The 19,559-nt window shown below is 52.1% G+C and carries 20 protein-coding genes; 7 read left to right on the top strand and 13 right to left on the bottom strand.

What is annotated here, in order from left to right; all coding sequences use genetic code 11:
* Position 1: 1 nt before the first annotated feature.
* Entirely contained in the window at positions 2-466 is a 465-nt protein-coding gene (locus ACMXD4_RS11015) for an EVE domain-containing protein (protein ID WP_415880782.1), read from the top strand.
* Here ACMXD4_RS11015 and ACMXD4_RS11010 read toward each other — a convergent pair.
* The 10 genes from ACMXD4_RS11010 to prmB form a co-directional block, all read right to left on the bottom strand.
* On the bottom strand, positions 463-936 hold the full coding sequence (locus tag ACMXD4_RS11010) for a GNAT family N-acetyltransferase (RefSeq protein WP_415880781.1): 474 nt from the start codon (positions 934-936) through the stop codon (positions 463-465). The genes ACMXD4_RS11015 and ACMXD4_RS11010 overlap by 4 nt on opposite strands.
* Positions 937-1,785: 849 nt before the next feature.
* Entirely contained in the window at positions 1,786-2,586 is an 801-nt protein-coding gene (locus ACMXD4_RS11005) for an NERD domain-containing protein (protein ID WP_415880780.1), read from the bottom strand.
* Between the two features lie 8 nt (positions 2,587-2,594).
* Complete coding sequence (gene kdsB / locus ACMXD4_RS11000; protein WP_415880779.1) at positions 2,595-3,377, bottom strand: 3-deoxy-manno-octulosonate cytidylyltransferase; 783 nt, start codon at positions 3,375-3,377, stop codon at positions 2,595-2,597.
* A complete protein-coding gene (locus ACMXD4_RS10995; RefSeq protein WP_033156289.1) occupies positions 3,374-3,565 on the bottom strand; it encodes a Trm112 family protein in 192 nt (63 codons plus the stop codon). The genes kdsB and ACMXD4_RS10995 overlap by 4 nt, the downstream gene beginning before the upstream one ends.
* Complete coding sequence (gene lpxK / locus ACMXD4_RS10990) at positions 3,558-4,559, bottom strand: tetraacyldisaccharide 4'-kinase (RefSeq protein ID WP_415880778.1); 1,002 nt, start codon at positions 4,557-4,559, stop codon at positions 3,558-3,560. The genes ACMXD4_RS10995 and lpxK overlap by 8 nt, the downstream gene beginning before the upstream one ends.
* On the bottom strand, positions 4,559-4,990 hold the full coding sequence (locus ACMXD4_RS10985; RefSeq protein WP_415880777.1) for an ExbD/TolR family protein: 432 nt from the start codon (positions 4,988-4,990) through the stop codon (positions 4,559-4,561). Before ACMXD4_RS10985 ends, lpxK begins: the two co-directional genes overlap by 1 nt.
* The gene (locus ACMXD4_RS10980; RefSeq protein WP_036273364.1) at positions 4,990-5,604 is read right to left on the bottom strand and encodes a MotA/TolQ/ExbB proton channel family protein; all 615 of its coding nucleotides are present in this window, start codon (positions 5,602-5,604) and stop codon (positions 4,990-4,992) included. Before ACMXD4_RS10980 ends, ACMXD4_RS10985 begins: the two co-directional genes overlap by 1 nt.
* A 34-nt stretch (positions 5,605-5,638) precedes the next feature.
* On the bottom strand, positions 5,639-6,793 hold the full coding sequence (locus ACMXD4_RS10975) for an MFS transporter (protein WP_415880776.1): 1,155 nt from the start codon (positions 6,791-6,793) through the stop codon (positions 5,639-5,641).
* A complete protein-coding gene (aroC, locus tag ACMXD4_RS10970) occupies positions 6,794-7,882 on the bottom strand; it encodes a chorismate synthase (protein ID WP_415880775.1) in 1,089 nt (362 codons plus the stop codon).
* A 2-nt stretch (positions 7,883-7,884) separates the two neighbouring features.
* Entirely contained in the window at positions 7,885-8,814 is a 930-nt protein-coding gene (gene prmB / locus ACMXD4_RS10965; RefSeq protein WP_415880774.1) for a 50S ribosomal protein L3 N(5)-glutamine methyltransferase, read from the bottom strand.
* An 88-nt stretch (positions 8,815-8,902) separates the two neighbouring features.
* On the opposite strand from prmB, the gene ACMXD4_RS10960 reads away from it, so the two are divergent.
* The 5 genes from ACMXD4_RS10960 to ACMXD4_RS10940 all read left to right on the top strand — a co-directional run bounded on the left by ACMXD4_RS10960 (position 8,903) and on the right by ACMXD4_RS10940 (position 13,810).
* Positions 8,903-9,781: an HDOD domain-containing protein gene (locus ACMXD4_RS10960; protein WP_171695464.1), complete on the top strand. Its 879-nt coding sequence runs from the start codon at positions 8,903-8,905 to the stop codon at positions 9,779-9,781.
* Between the two features lie 127 nt (positions 9,782-9,908).
* Positions 9,909-10,256 carry a hypothetical protein gene (locus tag ACMXD4_RS10955; RefSeq protein ID WP_415880773.1) on the top strand — a complete coding sequence of 116 codons (348 nt, stop codon included), beginning with the start codon at positions 9,909-9,911 and terminating at the stop codon, positions 10,254-10,256.
* Between the two features lie 198 nt (positions 10,257-10,454).
* Positions 10,455-11,702, top strand: a complete 1,248-nt coding sequence (locus ACMXD4_RS10950) for a hypothetical protein (protein WP_415880772.1) — start codon at positions 10,455-10,457, stop codon at positions 11,700-11,702.
* 149 nt (positions 11,703-11,851) lie between these two features.
* On the top strand, positions 11,852-13,216 hold the full coding sequence (creD, locus tag ACMXD4_RS10945; protein ID WP_415880771.1) for a cell envelope integrity protein CreD: 1,365 nt from the start codon (positions 11,852-11,854) through the stop codon (positions 13,214-13,216).
* A 63-nt stretch (positions 13,217-13,279) separates the two neighbouring features.
* The gene (locus ACMXD4_RS10940; protein WP_415880770.1) at positions 13,280-13,810 is read left to right on the top strand and encodes a metal-dependent hydrolase; all 531 of its coding nucleotides are present in this window, start codon (positions 13,280-13,282) and stop codon (positions 13,808-13,810) included.
* On the opposite strand, the gene ACMXD4_RS10935 is transcribed toward ACMXD4_RS10940, so the two are convergent.
* From ACMXD4_RS10935 to nirB, 3 genes are read right to left on the bottom strand one after another with little or no spacing between them, the layout of a single operon-like run.
* Positions 13,807-14,724: a PhzF family phenazine biosynthesis protein gene (locus ACMXD4_RS10935; RefSeq protein ID WP_415880769.1), complete on the bottom strand. Its 918-nt coding sequence runs from the start codon at positions 14,722-14,724 to the stop codon at positions 13,807-13,809. The genes ACMXD4_RS10940 and ACMXD4_RS10935 overlap by 4 nt on opposite strands.
* Before the next feature lie 54 nt (positions 14,725-14,778).
* Positions 14,779-15,108, bottom strand: a complete 330-nt coding sequence (nirD, locus tag ACMXD4_RS10930; protein ID WP_415880768.1) for a nitrite reductase small subunit NirD — start codon at positions 15,106-15,108, stop codon at positions 14,779-14,781.
* Entirely contained in the window at positions 15,108-17,648 is a 2,541-nt protein-coding gene (nirB, locus tag ACMXD4_RS10925) for a nitrite reductase large subunit NirB (RefSeq protein WP_415880767.1), read from the bottom strand. Before nirB ends, nirD begins: the two co-directional genes overlap by 1 nt.
* Positions 17,649-18,078: 430 nt before the next feature.
* Between nirB and ACMXD4_RS10920 the strand changes: the two genes are divergently transcribed.
* On the top strand, positions 18,079-19,557 hold the full coding sequence (locus ACMXD4_RS10920; RefSeq protein ID WP_033156303.1) for an MFS transporter: 1,479 nt from the start codon (positions 18,079-18,081) through the stop codon (positions 19,555-19,557).
* Positions 19,558-19,559: the final 2 nt, after the last annotated feature.

The following is a 19,559-nucleotide window of genomic DNA, read 5'->3' as shown; positions in this document are numbered from 1 at the left end:
TATGAATTACTGGCTGATGAAATCAGAACCCGACACCTTCGGCATTGACGACTTGTTTAATCGACCCGGCCAAACCGAGCATTGGGACGGTGTCCGCAACTACCAAGCCCGAAACATGATGCGTGACGACATGAAAATCGGCGATCAGGTGTTTTTTTACCATTCCAACTGCGACGAACCGGGTATCGTCGGCATCATGCAAGTGGTGCGCGAAGCCTATCCGGACTTTACCGCGTTCGACCCGGACGATAAGCATTTTGACCCGAAAAGTAATCCGGACAAGCCTACCTGGTACATGGTCGATGTAAAGTTTGTCAGAAAGCTATCGCGTAACATCAGTCTGCGCGAACTGAAACTGAAAACCGAACTAACCGAACTGGCCTTGCTGCGCCGCGGCAACCGGCTGTCCATCATGCCGGTGAATGCCAAGCAATGGGCATTTATTCTCGGTTTGGAAAACGCCTAGTCTTCCGAAAAATTTAGCGTCACGCTCATCAGCGTGACGCGGTGACCACGATAAACTTCTTCGGCCATCGCAGTCCAGCCAAGTTTTGCGTAGAAATCCGCCTGATCCGGTGTAAACAGATAGAGTTTGGCAAAACCGGCAGCCTGAGTTTGCAGCATGACATGTTGTACCAACTTCGCACCTATGCCCTGCCGGCGGTATTCGGGCGCTACGTAAACACTGGCCAACCATGGCGTCAGTTCCGGGCGGGTATCCATGTCGCTTTCAATGATGGCTGCGGAGCCGGCCAGTTGGCCTTCATGTTTGTAAATGAAGGTGCTCGGAACTAATTTGTCGCTTAAATAAGCTTGCATTCTTTCGATGCGGTGTTCCAGGGTTTGGCCGGGATTCAGGTTTGACCATTCGGCTTGGTGCCATTGGGCTAGGGTGGGGATTTGGTGGGGTTCTTGGGAGAGGTTGATGATGGTCATGTTTCTGTCTGTGGAATAGAGTAATCCCATCGAATCTAAGTATGGCAATTGGTGTCGCTATCGCGACGGATTGTTTTAACGTCGGGTCTCGGCCCGACAGCCGAGATACTTTTCGCTACGAAAACCATCCTTGGTTTTCGCCCTTCGGGCCAGCCTATCGGCTGTTCAAATTCGCTCCAAGCGAATTTGTGCTTGTCCAAAGAAAAGTATCCAAAAGAAAAGACACCCGGATTTCGCCCTGATCCTGCGCTTCACAGTTTTTTGCAGGGGTTGGCGAAAGGGGCTTCCTGCCCCTTCGCCAACGAGCGGCATCCCTGCCGCTCCCCTCCGGGCTGATCCTGCAAAAAACTACGATGCTCGGGGTCAAAATACGGGACCAAAACCCACTCCCAAGGGAAAGCTGTCGTAATAATTAAAACCATCCCTTCTCCCCCAGGGAGAAGGTTAGGATGAGGGAGTCCAAACAAATGCTGCAAGAATTTTCCCCCTCACCCCAACCCTCTCCCGCAAGGATAGGGAGCGTTAAGACCACGAGAATACATTAATCCCCCTGCTACACAGCAACGGTGTTTCCCCGTATGCCGCGCCGAGCACCGGAGCTTTTATCGAGAACAGCCCGAAGGGGCACCGCAGGGATGCGGTGCGTCGGCGGAGGGGCTGGGAAGCCCCTTCTGCCGACCCTCGATAAAAGCTTCGGCGCGCAGGGTCAAAGCGGCATCCGGGTCGCCTTTTCTTTGGGTACTTTCTTTTGGCGGAGCAAAAGAAAGTACCTCGCCTTCGGGTGCGAGAACCCGATTAAATCAAACCGTCGCGACAGCGACACCCTTACCTTAGAGATCATTTCCAAAATTAGGTATTGATTTGCTTGATCGCCCTACATTTTGGGAAGCCATTACAACCCCAAAATTGTTTGCCCTTATTGGCACCGTTTCTTGCTGTTCTTATGACCATAGATTTACCACAGTTCGGACATGAGTTTTCATGATGCCGAGTCTGTTTGGCCTGAACAATATTTTTAACGTGCTCTACGTAGCGCCTATGTGTTCTGTTAGTTGGTTCCAATCGTCCAAATTGTAATCTGGCAAAAATCTCGTGAACCTGACTATCACTAAAAAGTAACTGAGTTTTACTTTCTATGAAGCGAATAAATTCTCCGGCGTAGACAACATTGGCTGGCATCGGCGTTTTGAAAGAGCTATCTCCAACAAATACAACGAGCGAAAATATCTTTTCTGGATCAAGCGCTAAAAATCGTTGCAATGCCTGAGTATGCTTGTAATTCTGATGTAACGGATTTTGAAATTTAGTTGTGTGACGGTAAATCTTTTGCGTCCAAATTTTCTGATTGGCGTCCCCGAATATCCAGCCCTTCATATTCTTGGTTTCGATAACAAATACACCATAACGGGACACTATTACATGGTCTATTTGTGTACTGCCACTTTCCGTAACCAACGTTACGTTTTTAATCAGTTTGTATATGTCTTTGTCCAGCAAGAATTTCGCTGCCAAATTGACTTGTCCTTCGCCAAACGCCCCTTTGATAACTGGAGATTTAAGAACACTTACAACAATAGCGAGTAGTATCAACCACCAAAAATTGCTTATGAATGGCCCAAAAATTTGTACCAAAACCGCTGAGGTGTTCATTTGTGAGCTTAGTTTGGTTGACTAGCTGAGTACATGATCTGCTTAGAAACCCTCACCAAATCCTCCTCCGTATCCACCCCCGCCTCCGGCGTCTTATCAACAATTTTCACCAACACCCTCTCCCCGTGCCAAAGAATCCGAAGCTGCTCCAACGACTCAACACTCTCTAACGGCGACGCAGCCCAACTGCAATACCGCTGCAAAAAGCCCACCGTATAAGCATACATCCCAATATGTCTGAGATGCGGCAAACTAGAAGACGCTATACCGTGCTGATCAGGGAACGTCGCTCGGTTCCACGGAATCGCCGCCCGGCTAAAATACAAGGCATAACCATTTTTATCCAACACCACCTTCACCGCATTCGGATTGAAAATTTCCTCCACGTCCAAAATCTTAGCCGCCAAGGTGGCAATCCCAGCCTGTTCCTGTCCAGCCAGCGCCAAGGCCGTATCGCGAATATAAGCCGGTGGAATCAACGGTTCATCGCCTTGCAGATTCACGACGATCTGTTCGTCGGCCCAACCCATGATCCGCGCTACCTCGGCTATGCGTTCGGTGCCGGACTGGTGATTGGGATCGGTCATTACCGCTTGCAAGCCTAAGTCGCTCACCGCATCGAAGATACGTTGGTCGTCGGTCGCCACCACCACTTGCTCGGCATCGGCTTCCAATGCGCGTTCGCACACATGCACGATCATCGGCTTGCCGGCAATGTCCAACAAGGGCTTACCCGGCAAGCGGGTGGAACCGTAGCGGGCCGGAATGACGACTTTGAAACCGCCGCTCATTTACGCAGGGCGTCCGCTTCTTCGAAACTCAGTTCGCGGGCTTCGTCTTCCAGCATCACCGGAATATCGTCGCGGATCGGGAAGGCTAAATTGTCGGCTTTGCAAATCAATTCCTGTTTGTCTTTGTCGTAAATCAGGGAGCTTTTGCACAGCGGGCAGGCCAGAATCTCGAGCAGTTTTTTATCCATGAGCTTTGTCTTTGAGTAGTTTTAACAGTTGTTGGGAAAATGCCTCGGGCAGTTCGGCATCGATAGGTAAATACCAATATTGGTCGGTAGCGAAACGGGCGCATTTCACCGAGTCCTTTTCGGTCATAAGCACCGGGCGCGGCTCTTTAAATTGCAAATCTTCGGCAGTAAACGGATGGTGGTCCGGCAAGGCGTGGGTTTGACAATCCAGTCCGGCAGCCGCTAATTGCGCAAAGAAGCGTGCCGGGTTGCCTATCGCCGCGACGGCGTGGCAAGCCATGCCTTTGAATTCGACCAGCGGTTTTCGTTCGCCGGTTTTCATGTTGATCAGTTGCTGGCCCTTGCAGTGCATCGGCAATTCGCCTTCCAACAATTCATCCGGGCCGTTAACGACCACCAAATCGACGTGTTTGACTCGTTCCTGCGGCTCGCGCAGCGGGCCAACCGGCAGACAATAACCGTTACCGAAGCGGCGCTGACCGTCTACCACGACGATTTCGATGTCGCGCTCCAGTGCGTAATGCTGCAATCCGTCGTCGGAAATCAGTACGTCGCAGGCGTTGCTTGACAGCAATTGTCGGCCGGCCGCGACTCGATCGGCGCCAACCACAATCGGACAAGCACAGCGCTTGGCTAACAACACCGCCTCGTCACCCACTTGCGCCGGATCGCTCTCGGCGGTTACCGCTTGCGGACTGGTGTTGGCCGCGCCGGCATAACCGCGGCTGATCACCCCGGGTTTGTAGCCTTGTTGTTTCAAGAAATCCACCATCCAGATCACCAGAGGCGTCTTACCGGTGCCGCCTACGGTGATGTTGCCGACGATAATCACCGGTACCGGCAATTTAGTCTTTTTCAATACGCCGATGCGGTATAAAAAACGCCGCAAGCGGATGGCGTCTACGTAGATCATGGACCAGGGCATCAGCCAAGCCGAGATATACATCTCCTTGTACCAGGCATCCTCAAACCATTTCACTAATTTCGGGTTCATTATTTTTCCGGGCGGTTGATAGCAAAAGTGATGTGGTGAAAGCCTAATTGATTGGCGACATCCAAGGCGCTGACTACGGCTTGATGCGGGGCTTTGCCGTCGGCGCTGATGATGAACGGTAACAATCTGGACTCGCCGGCAGTTTGTGCCAAAGCCGCTTTCAAGCCGTCCAGGTTTTGATTCACCAGCTCATGAAACTGGTTGTCGTCACCGGCCAGGGCATAAGTGCCCTTGGCATCGACGTATAAATTGATGGTCTTACCCTGCTCCGTGGCGTCGCTGCCTTGCGCTTCAGGCAGGTTGATCTTCAATTCGGAGTGATGACGAAACGTGGTAGCGACCATGAAGAAAAACAGTAAAACCAGCAACACGTCTATCATTGGGATTAAGCCGATATCGACCTGCGTACGGCGTTTGCGGCGGAATTGCATTAAATGTCCTCGCGCGCGCCTTGCATGATGTCGATCAGGCGCAGCGACTCTTCTTCCATCCGCACCACATGATCGTCAACCAGACGCTCGAAATAACGGTGGAAAAACAGGCTGGGAATCGCTACGGTCAAACCGGAGGCAGTACAAATCAAGGCTTCGGAAATGCCACCGCTCAACACAGCTGGATCGCCCATCCCGCCTATCGCGATGTCTGAAAACACCCGGATAATGCCGTCTACTGTGCCGAGCAATCCGAGTAAGGGCGTGATAGAAGCGATGCTGCCCAGCGCATTTAAATAACGCTCCAGCTCGTGTGTCACCTGGCGGCCGACTTCTTCGATACTGGATTTCATGATTTCCCGGCCATGCTTGCGATTCAGCAAGCCGGCGGCCAGAATCCGGCCCAAGGGCGAACTCAATTTGATGCGGCGAATGGTCGGTTCGTCCAGCTTTTTATCTCGATGCAATTGCCAGATATATGGCACCAAATCGGCGGGAATGATGCGCTTGCGCTGCAAAGACCAAAAGCGTTCGCCGATGATCGCCATCGCCACGATGGAACACAAGATGATTGGCGCCATCATCCAGCCGCCGTTTTTGATTACTTCAAACACGTTGTCTATCCCTCTTTCCTGAAACCTGTCAATTTTAACCCAATCCGAGGCGAGATTGCCGAGCCACACCGATATAGGTAATCAGCAAAGCCACGCAACACACCAGGGCGGCGATGATATACACCAGGCGGCCGCCCAGCATATCCCAGAAGTAACCGCTGTAAAGACTGCCTATCATGCCGCCCAAGCCAAAACTGATACTGCTGTAAAGCGCCTGCCCTTTGCTTTGATGGCGTTCGCCGAAATACTGAAACAGCAATTGCATAGCCACGACATGGGCGACCCCAAACGTGGCCGCGTGCAGCATTTGCGCGATGATCGTCAATGCCAGCGAATCAACCCCTTCGGCAATTAACAGCCAACGCACTACGCTGAGTGATACCGCAAAAAGCAGTAGCGTGCGTGGCGAGAGCCATTTCAACAATTGGCGCATTGCCATGAACAACAACACCTCGGCCGCTACACCGCTGGCCCACAACAAACCGGTTTCGCTTGCCGAATAGCCGTGTTGCTTTAAATAAACCGAATAAAACACATAGTAAGGACCGTGCGCGACTTGCAACAGCATGTAAACCAGCAAAAATGCCAGCAGCTCAGGTTTCATTAGAATTTGCCGGATGCCACCAGTATTGCTGTGGGTCAGGCGCGGCTGCGCTTCCGGCGTCACCAGCGCCATCAGCCAATTCAGCAGCATCAAGCTGCCGATAATCCAGGGCAAATAGGCAATGCTAAATTGATCCAGAAACCGGCCTATGCCCAGAACTGCGGCAATAAAGCCGATAGACCCCCATAGCCGGATTTGGCTGTAGCGCTGCGGTTCGGCTTGCAGATGAAACAGGGTCGCGGCTTCGAACTGCGGCAAGGTGGCATTCCAGAAAAAGCTGAAAAGCACAGTCACCGCGGCAAACCATAGATAATCGCTGCGGTACAAAAAACCGGCAAAGCACAGCACCGACAGCAGCGAGGTGATGCGAATCAGACGTAAACTACGGCCGGTTTTGTCGGCCAACCAACCCCAGTAGTTCGGTGCGATGATCTTGGTCGCTACCAAAAACGCTGTCAGCTCGCCGATTTCGGTGGCGGCGAAGCCGACTTGCTTAAGGTATAAACTCCAAAACGGCAGGAAAGCACCCAGCGTGGCGAAATAGCAAAAGTAAAAGCCGGATAAGCGCCAGTAAGGTACGCTCATTCAGCGCAGAATCGGCAATCCTGAATTTACATGCAGATTTTGCGCGCGATGCCGTAACAAATGATCCATCAACACGATAGCCACCATCGCTTCGGCGATGGGCGTGGCGCGGATGCCGACGCAAGGATCGTGGCGGCCTTCGGTGACCACTTCAATCACTTCACCTTTGCTGTTGATGCTACGGCCCGGCAAACGTAGGCTGGAGGTGGGCTTCAACGCAATCCGGGCCACGATGTCCTGGCCACTGGAAATCCCACCCAAGATGCCGCCGGCATGGTTGCTTAAAAAGCCTTCCGGGGTGATTTCGTCACGAAATTTCGTGCCTTTGGTATCGATGCACTCAAAACCGTCACCAATCTCCACGCCTTTCACAGCGTTGATGCTCATCAAGGCATAGGCCAGTTCGGCATCCAGGCGGTCGAAAATCGGTTCGCCTAGGCCGGGCGGCACGTTGCTGGCAATCACTTCGATCTTAGCGCCTATCGACTCGCCTTCCTTGCGCAGTGCGTCCATGTATTTTTCCATTTCTTCCACTTTTCCTGCATCAGGACAGAAGAACGGATTATTAGGAATTTCGTTCCAGTCGAATGCGTCGATTTTGATCGGACCCAGTTGCGACAAGTAGCCACGCACCAGGATGCCGTGTTCTTGGAACAGATATTTCTTGGCAATCGCGCCGGCGGCAACGCGCATTGCAGTCTCGCGGGCAGAGGAACGGCCGCCGCCGCGATAATCTCTAAACCCGTATTTGTGCTGGTAGGTGTAATCGGCGTGGCCGGGTCGGAAGCTCTCGGCAATTTTCGAATAGTCTTTGGAGCGCTGATCAGTGTTTTCGATCATCAGCCCAATCGGGCAACCTGTGGTTTTGCCTTCGAATACGCCGGACAAGATTTTTACTTCATCGGCTTCGCGGCGCTGCGTGGTATGCCTAGACGTGCCAGGTTTGCGTCTATCCAAATCGATCTGCAAATCCGCTTCCGACAGTTCCAAACCGGGAGGGCAGCCGTCGACGATAGCCAACAAGGCCGGGCCGTGGCTCTCGCCAGAGGTAGTGACGGTAAATAATTTTCCTATGCTGTTTCCGGACATGGTTATAAAGCGCTAACAAAGTGTGAGTGATAAAGAGAGACTTGTGCTGCGGTGAGCAGAAATACGCCGTCGCCGCCGCGCTCGAATTCCAACCATTGGAACGGCACGTCCGGGAACATTTCCTGCAAAGTTTCGGCGCTGCTACCGACCTCGATAATCAAGATGCCCTGCTCCGCCAGATAGCGTTTGGCGTCAACCAAAATCCGCAACACCAGATCCAGGCCGTGCTCGCCGCCGGTAAAGCCCATTTCCGGTTCGGCGTGAAATTCGGCGGGCAAACTTTCCCATTCGGCGATGGCGACATAAGGCGGATTGCTGACGATGATGTCGTAAGGCTTGGCCGGCAAGTCGTTGAATAAATCGGATTGATAAAGTTGGACTTGGCCATCCAGTTCATGTTTTTCAATGTTGATCTGGGCCACCGCCAAAGCATCGTCCGACAGTTCTACTGCATCCACTTGCGCATCCGGGAAGGCATAAGCGCAGGCGATAGCGATGCAAGCGCTGCCGGTACATAAATCCAGGATGTTGAACACTTGGGTTTCTTCCACCCAAGGTTCGAAGCGTTCGGCGATTAATTCGGCGATAGGCGAGCGCGGCACCAAGACCCGTTCATCGACATAAAAAGACAAGCCGGCAAATATCGCTTCGTGGGTTAGATACGCAGACGGCTTACGCTCGACGATGCGACGTTCGATCAACGCCACAACCGCCTGCCGTTCGGTCATGGTCAACACCGAATCCAGATAGCCGTGATCCAAATCGTAAGGCTGATGCAAGGTATGCAACACAATCGCCGCCGCTTCATCCAAAGGCGTGACAGTGCCGTGACCTAGAAAAACCCGATGTTCGGCAAAGCGGCTGGCAGCCCAGCGAATATAGTCTCTGATGCTGCTGAGGGTTGTGATAACATCCGGGCCTGTTATGTTCATAGCGTGTCTATACTTAAAAATACGTTTAAAAATGCAGCGGCGGATTTTAAACCAATCCCCCGCCGCTTGCCCGAATAAAGCACAGTAAATGACCGAGGCCCATTCTCAAGCGCTATCCGCCAAACTGGCAAAAAATCGTCTGTATCAGGATTGTTTCAAGTATATGCAATCCGATTCCTTGGCGTTACCGACCATCCCGGACGTCTCGGTAAAAATCCGCCGGGCGATTAACGAACCCAACGCCAATAGCAATAAAATCGCCCGAGTCGTGCAAATCGACCCCAGTATTACTGCGCGCTTGGTCAAAATCTCCAATAGTCCGCTATACCGGGGCCGGCGCAAGATCGAAAGCTGTCCGGAAGCCTTGACCCGTTTGGGCTTGAAAGCCGCGCAGGACATTATTACCGCCTTCGCGTTGAAAGCGGTGTTCAACGCCAAATCACCGGTGATTCGCCGTAAGATGCAAGAGCTTTGGGCGCATAGCAGTTACGTGGCGGCGATCAGTGCGGTATTTGCCCATAAAACGCCCGGCTTCGATCCGGACCGGGCCATGTTGGCCGGCTTGATTCATGACATTGGCGTGGTGCCGATTCTGGCTTACGCCGACCGGCAACCGGAGATTGTGGCTAATCCGGGCGACTTGGCTGAAGCGGTGCGCGAATTGCGCAGCCCGATTGGCGTGCAAATTATCCGCAAATGGGATTTTCCCGGCGACTTTGAAGACGTGATCATCCACGCTGAAAACTGGCACCGCGACAGCGGCGAAACCGCCAGTTACAGCGACATAGTCATGATTTCGCAATTGCACAGCTTCATCGGCAAGATAGACATCAAACAAATGCCCAAGCTGGACGAATTGCCGGCTTATAAAAAATTGGCCAAAGGCAATCTGGATGCGGATTTAAGTATCAATATACTCGACCAGGCTAAAGATGAGATCGAACATATCAGGCAGATGTTGAGTTAAACCGCTCAGTGCCAGCGTTGGCAATCTACTCGAGTTGCGGAATAATTCGGCCCTGATTGAATTGCGCAAATTCTAATTCGTAACCCTGAGTATTCTTGGATTTTTTCTTACCAAAGGAGTTAGCTAGATGAAACATACATTAACAATAGCCGCCTTGCTGCCCATCCTATTTGCAAACCCCGCGCAAGCCGGCAGCCTGACCAACGGCAGTTGGCAACCCAGCGGTTGCGGCGCCGTGCCCGAGTCACCTACTATCGATGTCGGCAATATCGATGCCTACAATAAAAGCATTGCGGCGATCAACGCCTGGCAACAAAAATCCCGCGATTATTTCGAATGCTTGATCAAAGAAGCCAACACCGATAACGGCATCATTGCTGACCACGCCAATCAGGCTCAGGCCAAATATCGGGAAACAGTCGAAAAAATCGGCGCACAAGCCGAGGCAGCCAAGAAAAAACTCGATAAAGAATAAGCTGGCGCGCACTGCAAGCTGCAGTTGCTGCGACCGACAGGTTATTTTTACCAGCGTTTACAATTCGCGCCCCGATTAAGCCTCCCGAGCAACTGGGATTTATCATAAAATCTCCGCATGACATGCAGCAGCCATTCGCGTAACGCGGGGGCTGCGCTCCCAGACCACCACTCTCTAGCAATAAACACTACCCAAGCCATGAAAAAAATCGACATCAAGCTGCTGATACTGGCGATCAGCGTGCTGTTAAACGGTTGCGCCAGTCTCGGCAAAGGGATTACCGAAGCCATTCTGGAAAAGCAGGAAGCGGAAGACACCCGCATTTGCGAAATCAAAGGCGATAAATTCGAAGGCATCAAACCGCAACTGGAAGTGCATGACCGGAAAATGAAGTTGTTGATGGTGCACGGTGTCGGCAACCATTTACCCGGTTATTCCACCCAATTCATGGAAAAGCTGGCTAAGGAATTGGATTTAACCGTCACTAGCAGAAATGTCAAAAACATCCGTTTGGCCGATGCGAAAGGTATTGAGCGACCGCTGGGTAATTTGCGCATCCACCGCTATCTGGACGCCAACAATTCCCAGGAAATGCTGTTTTACGAGCTAACCTGGTCGGAGATCAGCGCTAAGGAAAAAGAAGTGCTGTCCTACGATAACTCTGGAGAGCAATCTTTTCGCCGCGCCGAAGTCAACGACTTATTAAAAAAATTCTCTAACGATACCGGCCCAGACCCTATTATTTATCTGGGCGAGAAGCGTGAAGATATCCTGTCGGCATTCGCGCAATCGTTTTGCTGGATGATTCACGGTGACTGGAACACCCTGCCGGATGATGTGAAGCAAACCTGTTCCACCAAGAATGTGACGCCGTTTTACAACGACAGCTACGCCTTTGTCTCTCACAGCCTGGGCAGCCGCATTACCATTGACGGTTTGCAGCAAATCGCCTCGAAACTGAGTAACGGCGAAACGGCCAGTTACTACACTGCGCTGACCAATGTATTGAAAAATAAAGAGATACCGATCTACATGATGTCCAACCAATTACCTATGCTGCAATTGGGACGGGCGCTACCGGAAGTCGCCAATCATGCCGACACCTATTGCCAAGCCGATGGCGCTAATTACAATGAACGGATCATGGCCAAAACCTCGGTGATCGCCTTCAGCGACCCCAACGACTTACTTAGTTATGCCATTCCGCACGACTTCGTGAATAAATACCTGGATTCACGATTATGCGTCAATGTCACCAATATCAATATCAACGTCGCCAGAGTTTATGATGCGTTCGGGTTGGGTAAGCTGGCTAATCCCATGGACGCCCATATCGGCTACGACACCGACGACCGGGTGATCGCAATGATCGCCAAAGGTATCGCCAACGAGCACACCGCGCCGATTGTCAAGGAACGTTGCCATTGGGTAGAAACCATCGATTAATTCGCTCTGGGGAATGGCTAACGGCTTAGCCATTCCCCACCTCTGGCATTACACTATCAACTTCACCCTCGCTTCACATTCCCATCATCATCCGCTCACCTTGCCGGAGCATGCTGTACATCGTCTTTTAACTCTACGGAATAAACGCGATGCAAAAAAAACTTTGGCAAAAGATCTGCTTAATGTTCGGTCTAACTTTGGTGCTGCTGATACCGATAGGCATGATAAAAAATCTGGTTGGCGAACGCGCCGAGCGCCAACAACAGGCGGTGAGCGACATTGCCGCCAGTTCCGCCGGACCGCAGCAATTGTTTGGCCCGTTGCTGGTGGTTCCGTACACCGAGCGCTGGACGGAAATAATCGACACTAAAGTCGACGGCCAACCCAAGCGCGAATTGATCGAGCATAACGAAAACAGGCTGCTGTATTTTCTACCCGAACACTTGAATATAGCCGGCGAGCTCGCCACGGAAACCAAGCAGCGCGGCTTGTTCAAAGTGCGTTCTTACGTGTTGAATGTCAGTATCAAAGGCGATACGTCTATACCCGGAGGTTACGGTAATCCTAAGCCATTGCATAACGGCCAGATCAGTTTCGGCGCACCTTATGCCAGTGTGGCACTGGCGGATATGCGCGGCGTATTGGAAGCGCCAGGCGTGGAATGGGGGGGCAAGCATTATGCCTTCGAACAAGGCGCGGAATTACCCATGCCCCGGGTCAACGGTATGCACGTACTACTGGATGCGCCACCGGTTGAATTTGGTGCCATCAACATGCCGTTTGCGTTCACGCTAAAAATTCGTGGCATTGAGTCGCTGGATTTTATTCCGGCCGGCAAGCAAACCCGCGTGGAACTGTCCTCTACTTGGCAGCACCCAAGCTTTTACGGCCGCTTTCTGCCTGATCCGCAAACTCAAGAAGTGGGCGCGGCCGGTTTTCATGCGTTGTGGTCAGTGGATGCCCTGGCATCGAATGTCGCCGAAAGCCTTTATCAGTGCCAAGCCATTAGTTGCTACGACAGCTTTGGCATACGGTTGATGGAACCCATCAATGTCTATTCCCTATCTGACAGAGCCAGCAAATACGGCTTCCTGTTTGTCTGCCTGACTTTTGCGGCGATATTCCTGTTCGAAATCCTGAAAAACCTGGCGATTCATCCGGCCCAATATGCCCTGGTTGGCTTGGCGCTGGCGATGTTTTTCCTGCTGCTGTTGAGTTTGTCGGAACACCTGGATTTTGTGCTGGCTTATCTGATCGCCAGTATTGCCTGCGTAATATTGATCGGCTTTTATCTCAGCGCGGTATTGCTTAGCGTCAAACGCGGCTTTGCCGCCGGCGCGTTACTGGCGGGCTTATTCGGCAGTTTATACGGTTTGCTGGAGTCTGAAGACAACGCCCTGATGCTGGGCTCTTTACTGATGTTTGCGCTGCTGGCCCTGGCGATGGTTACCACGCGGCGCCTAGATTGGTACGGACTCGGCCAAACCGCCACCGACAATGCGGCTAGCGTTTAAATTCCATGGACTTGGGACAACGGTTTTAACTGTTGCCCCGAGCGACAATCTAGAGGTAAATTTATGATCATTGCTCATCTCCCAGCCGGCTACATTGTGTCGACGCTATTCTTTCGCCAATTCGAAAAACCAGTGGTGTCCGGAACAGCTTTTTTACGTGCCGGCTTACTTGGCAGCATCGCGCCGGATCTGGATATGCTTTATTTTTATGGTGTCGATCACCGCGCTCATCCGCACCACAGCTATTTCAGTCACTTTCCCTGCGTCTGGCTGCTGTTATGCGTGTTGGCAATATGTTGTTTTTACCGGTTCAGGCAAAGGAGTTGGCCGTTGTTGGCGGTTATTTTTGCCGTTAACGGTATGTTGCATATGTTGCTGGATTATATTTCCACCAACATTTATTGGTTGGCGCCCATCGTAAATCGGCCGTTTGCTTTATTCGCGGTACCCACAATCTATCAAACCTGGTGGCTTAATTTTCTGCTGCACAGATCGTTTGTACTGGAAATTTTGATTGTCTTTTGGGCAGCCTATATCTGGCGTCAGCAACGGTTTACCCAGCGTAGCGCAAACAGGCAGCCCGATAAAAACTAATCGGGCAGCGTTAGATTGCCTTCCGCAAATAGCACGGCCTGCCCGCCTACCCTGATGGTTAAGTTTTCCAGGCCTTTGTTATCCATTTCCAAATGAATCAGACTGCGGCGGCTGGATTGGTCGCCTCGCTCGACCGCGAAAGTATGAGTGCCTTTTTGAGTATGTTCGAACGAGCATAAATAGCAGCAGAACGCCGGCATCGCGCTACCCACCGGCGGATCGGTATGAATGCCGATATTGGGTCCCAGCAACCGGGCATTGAAATCGGCTTCCGGGCCGGACGATTTCGGGCAGAACAACAAAATCTCCTGAGCCGCGGTTTGCGGGGCGGTGGATTGAGCCCAGGCCGCGTAATTAAATCGGGCCTTGCGCACCGAATCGTAATTCCAAACCGGCACCACCAAATAAGGAAAGCCACATGACACTAAACGCGGCGAGTATTTTTTATGGTCCAATTCAGAAGTCTGCAAACCTAAAAAACTGCAAATTTCGTCGTCGCTGGGTGCGAATCTGTCAACTATCGAATCGACGCTACGACTGAATTGCACCAAACCGGGCCGACCGTCCCGGCTGGAAAGGTTTACTTCGATAAGGCCGATATTTTGCTCGAAGGTTAGTTTGGTTAACGGCTCGCTCAAGCTTACATCGCCGGCGATCGCTAAAATATAGGCGGCGGCAATGATGGGATGGCCGGCAAAATTGATTTCGCCGAGCGGCGAAAAGATCCGCATCCGCCACTCCATCGCGCTACCGCCCTTAGGAAACAGAAATACGGTCTCCGACAGATTCAGCTCCTTGGCAATCATCGCCATATTCTCGGCGTTCAAGCCGTCTGCCCGCGGTAAAACCGCGATCTGCGCACCGTTGAAAACCCGGTCGGTAAATACGTCAGCGATGTAATATCGGTAATTCACACCTAACTCCAGTTCACAAACGGCCAAATACGGCGATTTATATTGTACAGGCGTCTACGCCAGCATCACGGCGACTCTGCCGTTTTCCAAGCGCACTTGATAAGCCGGCACACTAACGCCGGCATCCTCAAAGCAAACACCGGTTCCCAGATGGAAATGTTGCTTGTACATCGGCGAGGCGACCATCGGTTCGCCACCGATGTCGCCTATCATGCCTCGCGACAGGACATTGGCCTCGCTAAACGGATCGAAGTTACCGATTGCGTAAACCGCCTGTCTGCGTTGCAGGTAAAAGATCGCGACTTGCTTGCCTTTTACCAAGGCGCACACCCCGGAATCGGCTTGCAAATCGTCGATGCCGCACACATCTATCCAGGTACTCATTATGCCGCCTCCTCGATTAATTTGAAATGTTTACGTTCTTGGGCGTTGGCTGGCCTAACTTGGCCGCGCTCCTCGACAAACACCACGTTGTCGTCGGCCTGGTCACTGTTGACGAAATGCCGGAAGCGCTTCAGGCGTTGCTCGTCTGCCAGCGTGGTTTTCCATTCACACTGATAGGTATCGATAACGTGCTGCATCTGCCCTTCCAATTGTGCGCCTATACCCAGCCGGTCTTCTATTACCACCGATTTCAAATAGTCCAAACCGCCTTCCATATTTTCCATCCATACCGAGGTCCGTTGCATCCGGTTGGCGGTGCGGACATAAAAAATCAACACCCGGTCGATGTACTTGATTAATGTCTCTTTATCCAGATTGGTGGCAAACAAATCGGCGTGACGCGGTTTCATACCGCCGTTGCCGCACACATATAAATTCCAGCCGTTCTCGGTAGCAATCACGCCGATGTCCTTACCTTGCGCTTCCGCGCATTCGCGGGTGCAGCCCGAGACGCCGAACTTGATTTTATGCGGCGCGCGTAAGCCTTTGTAGCGATTTTCCAATTCAATTGCCAAACCGACGCTGTCATCGACACCGAACCGGCACCAGGTACTGCCGACGCAGGATTTGACGGTACGCAAGGATTTGCCGTAAGCATGGCCGGACTCGAAACCGGCGTCGATCAGCTCTTGCCAAATCGCTGGTAATTGCTCGACACGGGCACCAAACAAATCCACGCGCTGGCCACCGGTGATTTTAGTGTAAAGCTGATATTTTTTGCCGACTTGGCCTATGGCGATCAACATATCCGGCGTGATTTCGCCGCCGGCGACGCGCGGCACCACCGAATAGGTACCATCTTTTTGCATATTAGCCAGGAAAATATCGTTGGTATCCTGCAAACCGATATGCTGTTTTTCTAAGATGTAGTCGTTCCAGTGTGAAGCCAGGATGGAACCGACCGCTTGCTTGCATACTTCGCAGCCCAAACCCTTGCCGTGTTTGTCCAGCAATTCGTCGAAGGTTTTGATTTCTTCCACCATCACCAGGTTATACAAATCCTGGCGAGTGTGCGGAAAATGCTCGCAAATATCAGTACTGACTTCCACGCCCAGCTTGGTCAATTCGCAATCCAATACCGACTTCAGCAGCGCGGAGCACCCGCCGCAACCGGTGCCGGCCTTGGTCTCGGCTTTCAGGGCGCCGAGCGTGGTGCAACCGGCTTCGATTGCGCCGCAAATCTGGCCTTTGCTGACATCGTAACAGGAACAAATCTGCGCCGATGCGGGTAAGGCGTCCGGCCCGAGACCGGCCGATTCACCGGCAAGTTGCGGCAAAATCAAGGAATCCGGATGCTCAGGCAGCTCGATGCCGTTCAAGCAATATTGCAACAAAGTACTGTAAGCGGACGCATCGCCGACCAAAACCGCGCCCAACAGCCGTTTCTGATCCTGACTAACCACCAAGCGTTTATAGATTTCACTGGCACCGTTTTGATAGGTATACACCATCGCGCCTTGGGTCCTGGCGTGCGCATCGCCGATACTGGCCACATCGACGCCCATCAATTTTAGTTTGGTACTCATATCGGCACCGGTAAAACTGCCTGCTTCGCCTGCCAAATCAGCGACGACGGTACGCGCCATCGCGTAACCCGGCGCTACCAAGCCGAATATTTGTCCGTTCCACAATGCGCATTCACCTATCGCATAAATATCGGCATCGGAGGTACGGCACTGATTGTCGATCACTATGCCGCCGCGCGGCCCGACTTCCAAACCACAGCCACGGGCGATGTCGTCGCGTGGTCTGATGCCGGCCGAAAACAGAACGATGTCGGTTTCCAGCGTTTCGCCGTCGGCAAAATTCATTTTATGCAGGCATTCGGTGCCGTCGTCGATCAGTGTGGTGTTTTTGTTTAAATGTACTTTCACATCCAGCGCTTCGATCTTGCGCTTCAACATCGCCCCGCCGCCTTCGTCGAGCTGTACCGCCATCAAGCGCGGCGCAAATTCAACCACGTGCGTATCCAGCCCTAAGTCTTTCAACGCCTTGGCCGCTTCCAAACCTAACAAACCGCCGCCAATCACCACGCCCACTTTGGATTTGGCTGCCGCGGTTTTCATCGCTTCCAAATCTTCAATGGTCCGATACACCAGACACTGCGGTCTTTCATGCCCAGGCACCGGCGGTACGAACGGATAAGAGCCGGTTGCCAGTACCAGTTTGTCATAATCGACTATTACACCTTTGGCAGAGGTGACTTGCTTACGCTCCCGGTCGATACTGGCCGCCTTGTCGCCTAAATAAATCTCGATACCGTGCTCGGCAAAGAAGCCGTCTTCCACCAAAGACAAATCGGCCGCGGTTTTCCCGGAAAAATACTCGGACAAATGCACCCTGTCGTAAGCCGCTCTGGGCTCTTCGCAGAATGTGACAATCCGATAGCGATCTCTCGCATTGCTAGCGACCAATCCAGCCAGAAAATTCTGGCCTACCATACCGTTGCCGATAACAACCAGGGTTTGTTTCATATTCATCAGGGGCCTCTGTTTACTCAGAATTTATGCAAACGCGCTACACGGCCTAGTGGCGGTAAGGCGATTCAAGGAGCTACTGTCTGGTCGCTACCGCCCTTTTTCGCAGCCAAAAAAAAGGCATCCTGTTCGAATGAATGACTCATTCAAGCAGGACGCCTTTGTCCAGGTTTAATACGGGGGTAAAGTCTAACGACGAGACTTGCTAAATCTTTAACAAAATTTATGCCAACATTAAAAACCCTTTAAAAACGCCGCTTCCCGCCGTCAGACATTATTTTTTTCGCAAAATTCGCACTCAAATAAGGCAAAGAAACCGGTTACTTGCACCACTATGGGGCTATCTGATCGCGAATTGCCGGGTTTGTCGCTATTGAATCATTGGCATATAAACTGCTAAAAAAGACCAAGGAACGACAACCACGGATCATTCATGTCTTTTACGCCTTTTAAATTACTATCCATGCGCGGCAAGACCAAAGTGCTGCACATGAGCTGGATCGCGTTTTTCATCAGCTTTGTTATTTGGTTCAATCATGCGTCTTTGTTGGTACTGATCCAACAAGATCTGGGGATCAGCGAAACCCAAATCGAAATCCTATTATTGCTGAACGTGGCGCTGACCATTCCTGCTCGGGTGATTACCGGTATGCTGGTGGATAGATTTGGCGCGAAAATCAGTTACAGCGTGTTATTGGCCGTTTGCAGCATTCCCTGCTTCATGTTCGCGATGGCCGAAAACTTCACCGAACTGGCCTGGTCGCGGTTTTTACTGGGCTTTATCGGCGCCGGCTTCGTGGTGGGCGTGCGCATCATCGGCGACTGGTTTCCAGCCAGCCAAGTCGGCACCGCAGAAGGTATTTATGCCGGCTGGGGCAATTTCGGGTCGGCCGTTGCGGCGATTTTTCTGCCGGGCCTGGCGTTTTATTTCGGCGCCGAACACGGCTGGCGTTCGGCGATTGCCTTGACCGGCGTCATCGCTTTGATCTATTCGGTGATTTATTATTTCAGCGTGGAAAACCTGCCGCCGGAAATTGCCGCCCTGAAAACCCGCCGACCCATGGCGATGGAAGTCACCAGCATCCGCGACTTATTTTTATACATGCTGAGTCTGGTGCCCCTGTACGCGACCATCTCCTTATTAGCCTGGAAACTGTCCACGCCGGCCACGCCGGTCCTAACCGACGGCTGGAATCTGACTATTCATGCCGTCGTCTGGCTACTGTTCCTGATCCACGTCTTTCAATTGGTCAACAACAACGCCGACCGCCTCAGCCAACCCATCGCCAGCATCCATCATTATCAATACCGACAGGTATTCATTCTGGCGATAGCCTATCTGGTTACCTTCGGCTCCAAACTGGCCGTTTTATCGATGTTGCCGATGTTTTTCTTTAAGACATTCAACGAAACTCAGGGCACCAGTATGTTGGATGCCGGGTTCCTGGCTTCCAGTTTCGTGGTGACCAATGTCATCGCCCGGCCGGCCGGGGGCTGGCTTAGCGACAAGATTGGCCGCAAACTGTCCCTGTATTTATTCGTGGCCGGCCTGGCCGGCGGATATTGTTTAATGGCGATGATTTCTGCGCAATGGACTATCCTCGCAACCGTGGCGGTTACCTTGCTTTGCTCTATATTCATGCAAGCGGCGGAAGGCGCGATATTCGCGTTCGTACCGCTGATCAAACGCGCCATCACCGGCGAAGTGGCCGGCATCGTCGGCGCTTACGGCAACGCCGGCGCCATCGTTTATTTGATTTTGCTGACCTTCGTCTCCACCGGGCAATTTTTCTTGATTCTGGGCCTGTCCTGTTTTCTGTTGTTGGGTTTGATTTACTACCTGGAAGAACCTAAAAACTACATCACCGAAATCATGCCTGACGGCTCTTTGCTGAAAATCGCCCTGGATTGAAC

It is taken from the genome of Methylomonas sp. TEB, from assembly GCF_047777895.1.
Lineage (GTDB): Bacteria > Pseudomonadota > Gammaproteobacteria > Methylococcales > Methylomonadaceae > Methylomonas.
Note: the sequence above shows the minus strand (reverse complement) of the source record. Positions and strands in the feature narration are given on the sequence as shown.

Excerpts from the sequence above, each read along its gene's own strand:
- kdsB (WP_415880779.1), bottom strand. The coding sequence starts at position 3,377 with ATGAGCGGCGGTTTCAAAGTCGTCATTCCGGCCCGCTACGGTTCCACC.
- nirB (WP_415880767.1), bottom strand. The coding sequence starts at position 17,648 with ATGAATATGAAACAAACCCTGGTTGTTATCGGCAACGGTATGGTAGGC.
- aroC (WP_415880775.1), bottom strand. The coding sequence starts at position 7,882 with ATGTCCGGAAACAGCATAGGAAAATTATTTACCGTCACTACCTCTGGC.
- ACMXD4_RS11015 (WP_415880782.1), top strand. The coding sequence starts at position 2 with ATGAATTACTGGCTGATGAAATCAGAACCCGACACCTTCGGCATTGAC.
- ACMXD4_RS10940 (WP_415880770.1), top strand. The coding sequence starts at position 13,280 with ATGATCATTGCTCATCTCCCAGCCGGCTACATTGTGTCGACGCTATTC.
- ACMXD4_RS11005 (WP_415880780.1), bottom strand. The coding sequence starts at position 2,586 with ATGAACACCTCAGCGGTTTTGGTACAAATTTTTGGGCCATTCATAAGC.
- creD (WP_415880771.1), top strand. The coding sequence starts at position 11,852 with ATGCAAAAAAAACTTTGGCAAAAGATCTGCTTAATGTTCGGTCTAACT.
- ACMXD4_RS11010 (WP_415880781.1), bottom strand. The coding sequence starts at position 936 with ATGACCATCATCAACCTCTCCCAAGAACCCCACCAAATCCCCACCCTA.
- ACMXD4_RS10920 (WP_033156303.1), top strand. The coding sequence starts at position 18,079 with ATGTCTTTTACGCCTTTTAAATTACTATCCATGCGCGGCAAGACCAAA.
- nirD (WP_415880768.1), bottom strand. The coding sequence starts at position 15,108 with ATGAGTACCTGGATAGATGTGTGCGGCATCGACGATTTGCAAGCCGAT.
- prmB (WP_415880774.1), bottom strand. The coding sequence starts at position 8,814 with ATGAACATAACAGGCCCGGATGTTATCACAACCCTCAGCAGCATCAGA.
- ACMXD4_RS10950 (WP_415880772.1), top strand. The coding sequence starts at position 10,455 with ATGAAAAAAATCGACATCAAGCTGCTGATACTGGCGATCAGCGTGCTG.
- ACMXD4_RS10985 (WP_415880777.1), bottom strand. The coding sequence starts at position 4,990 with ATGCAATTCCGCCGCAAACGCCGTACGCAGGTCGATATCGGCTTAATC.
- ACMXD4_RS10995 (WP_033156289.1), bottom strand. The coding sequence starts at position 3,565 with ATGGATAAAAAACTGCTCGAGATTCTGGCCTGCCCGCTGTGCAAAAGC.
- ACMXD4_RS10960 (WP_171695464.1), top strand. The coding sequence starts at position 8,903 with ATGACCGAGGCCCATTCTCAAGCGCTATCCGCCAAACTGGCAAAAAAT.
- lpxK (WP_415880778.1), bottom strand. The coding sequence starts at position 4,559 with ATGAACCCGAAATTAGTGAAATGGTTTGAGGATGCCTGGTACAAGGAG.
- ACMXD4_RS10975 (WP_415880776.1), bottom strand. The coding sequence starts at position 6,793 with ATGAGCGTACCTTACTGGCGCTTATCCGGCTTTTACTTTTGCTATTTC.
- ACMXD4_RS10955 (WP_415880773.1), top strand. The coding sequence starts at position 9,909 with ATGAAACATACATTAACAATAGCCGCCTTGCTGCCCATCCTATTTGCA.